The organism is Paenalicyclobacillus ferrooxydans (assembly GCF_001399675.1).
GTDB lineage: Bacteria > Bacillota > Bacilli > Alicyclobacillales > Alicyclobacillaceae > Alicyclobacillus_B > Alicyclobacillus_B ferrooxydans.
Genome location: NZ_LJCO01000028.1, coordinates 1 through 2,210, shown reverse-complemented (window position 1 = coordinate 2,210; position 2,210 = coordinate 1). Strand labels below are relative to the sequence as shown.

The following is a 2,210-nucleotide window of genomic DNA, read 5'->3' as shown; positions in this document are numbered from 1 at the left end:
TATCCAGTTGAAGGCTCCGAAGCAGAGCATCCGCAACAGGTGTCCCGTACGTTTCCGACTCGGAAACAATCATCGCAAAGTCCTTCACCTGAGTAATCCCTGTGGATTCGGCCAGTGCATGAAGCGCATCTGGTAGAGTGGTAAACCGCTTTTTCGTGTTCACCTCCACGATTTTCTCGCGCATAGGAGATTCCATTTTCTTCTCTAAAATGGAAAGCGTGTCGGAGAGTGTGGCCCCTGATTTCATCAAAAATGCAATCATTATCTCGGATACCCGAGTCTGTTCACGAAGTCGCCGTAAGTGCGCTGTACGCTTTGTCCGAGCAACCATGAGTGGCGTCGCAAAAACGACTGGAATCAAGAAAAGAACCGCAGGCTGTCTCAGTAAAACGCTCAACGATATCACCATTGCACTGGTGATAATGGCGATGCACATCCATAGGGTCGCCTTTTCAGGTTCATCAATCGCCTCGGCTTCCGCTTGAAGTATGGCTTTATACGTAGCGAGTCTTATCCTGGGCTTGTGACTTGCCCCATGTACTGGCTTAAAGACGCGTATCGCGAACTCTTTGGTCGCTTGTTGCCTTGATGCGATAGCGAGCCAAACGGATAGTGTAATCAGTCCTCCAAACAGAACGGCACTTAAGTTCATCCTCACATCCCTCCCGTCTACGCATCGATCCTCTGACTCTCACGCATGATGAGATATAACCCAATGGTCATGACTCCGATGACGGCCCAGAACAAAAAACTGGTGGTGTCGGTCATGAATTTTGCTGTAAATGGATACGCGATAAGAAACGTTCCGGCAAGCATCCCATAAAAGATGTAACCACCTGAGCGGTGATGAGCGGTCTGTGCACGGATTGTCCGTTTAAACTCAAGGTCCTTGCCAAGCAAGTCAGCCATATCAATCCAAAGTTGTTCAATCGGCACGTTGTATTTTTTCGCTTCCTTTGTGGCTAAAGCGAAATACTCAATATCGCGTATGCCCATGTTGTTTGCCCAAAACAAAAACGCATCTTCCGGTGTAGCAAACTGTGGGGCACTGATGAGCTCTGATAGCTGTGCAAGCTTCCCTTTCAGGTGTGGATGGTGCGTCATTTGGGTCATGCGGTGGATGGCTTGATCCAACCGCTTTGTCGCCGTCATGACGTGGACAGCAATCGGCACTGCCTCATACAACCAGGCGGCTGTTATCTCTTCTCGACGTTTCCTTGCACGACTCCCCCAAACTTTTTCATACAGAAATAGCGATAATCCCCCACTGACGAAGAGTCCCACGACAAAGAAATAATGCAAAAGAAGTGTGATTACAAAGAACAGAAGGAACAGCCCGAGTACATGGATGGAGACCGTTTGAGCCTTGAAAGGTTTGTCCAGCATCATTCGATGCGTCCTGATTCGATGCGTCCTGATTCGAAGCATATATAGCCGCCACAGGTTTCCTACATAACCTTCCTTTTCAGGCCGTTCTTCCATAACGACTCGAATTCGGTGCCTCCATTCGATATTCCGCAACTCTCTGCCCATGGCCCACAAGGCCAGTGCCATAGTAACCAGTACACCGAAGATTCTGGCACCGGCAAGTATATTCATTGACTCGTCCCCCCTCGTTCATGACGCAAACTTGTATTTACGAATCGGTTGGCAATTAAGCGGCAACGTCACATCGATCCCTTCCACTCGTGCCCGATCGACCATTCCTTCAGTTACACCGTGGAAACAGAACTTGTCTTTGAAGAAGTCATACGTCAAAACCGGTTGCCACAAGAGCGCCCGTTCCGTAAAATCGAACCCAATGATTTCTCCTATCTCGGTTACCCGCTTCCCATGCTTGGTATCACGCGTCGTTACGATGTGGCGAATCTTATCGGCCATTCGACTAGCTGTATTCAGGTAGGACGCCTGTGCGCCCGCCCCCTCTGTGGCCTCCAGGATAAATCTCGTCAACACGCCCTCCACGTTGTTTTTGTGTCCAATGTGACTGTGAAATGTCGTGCCCGTCTGTCGTTTTACAAGCAGGCTCATGCGTAGGAATAGATGTGCGATTTGAGCAGTTCTCACCTCTCCGATGTAGCCATTGTCGTTGTCCATTCGGAGTGTGTTGATGATATTGGTTGCCATATCAAGTCGCCCTTTACCTTCTACGTTTTGGCTTCGGTCTGTCAGTCGGATACACCAGTCTGTGAGGGGTGTCATTTCAGGAA

General features: G+C 49.3%; 2 protein-coding genes and 1 pseudogene. All 3 read right to left on the bottom strand.

Features of this window, described 5'->3' with window-relative positions; genetic code table 11:
• On the bottom strand, positions 1 to 652 hold a 652-nt coding region (locus tag AN477_RS05765; RefSeq protein ID WP_211265961.1), incomplete at its 3' end, for a type II secretion system F family protein.
• Positions 653 to 669: 17 nt separating this feature from the next.
• Positions 670 to 1,599 (bottom strand): hypothetical protein, encoded by a 930-nt coding sequence (locus AN477_RS05760; protein WP_054968228.1) that lies wholly within the window; start codon positions 1,597 to 1,599, stop codon positions 670 to 672.
• Between the two features lie 18 nt (positions 1,600 to 1,617).
• Positions 1,618 to 2,210, bottom strand: a pseudogene (locus tag AN477_RS05755) (hypothetical protein); the annotation flags it as partial.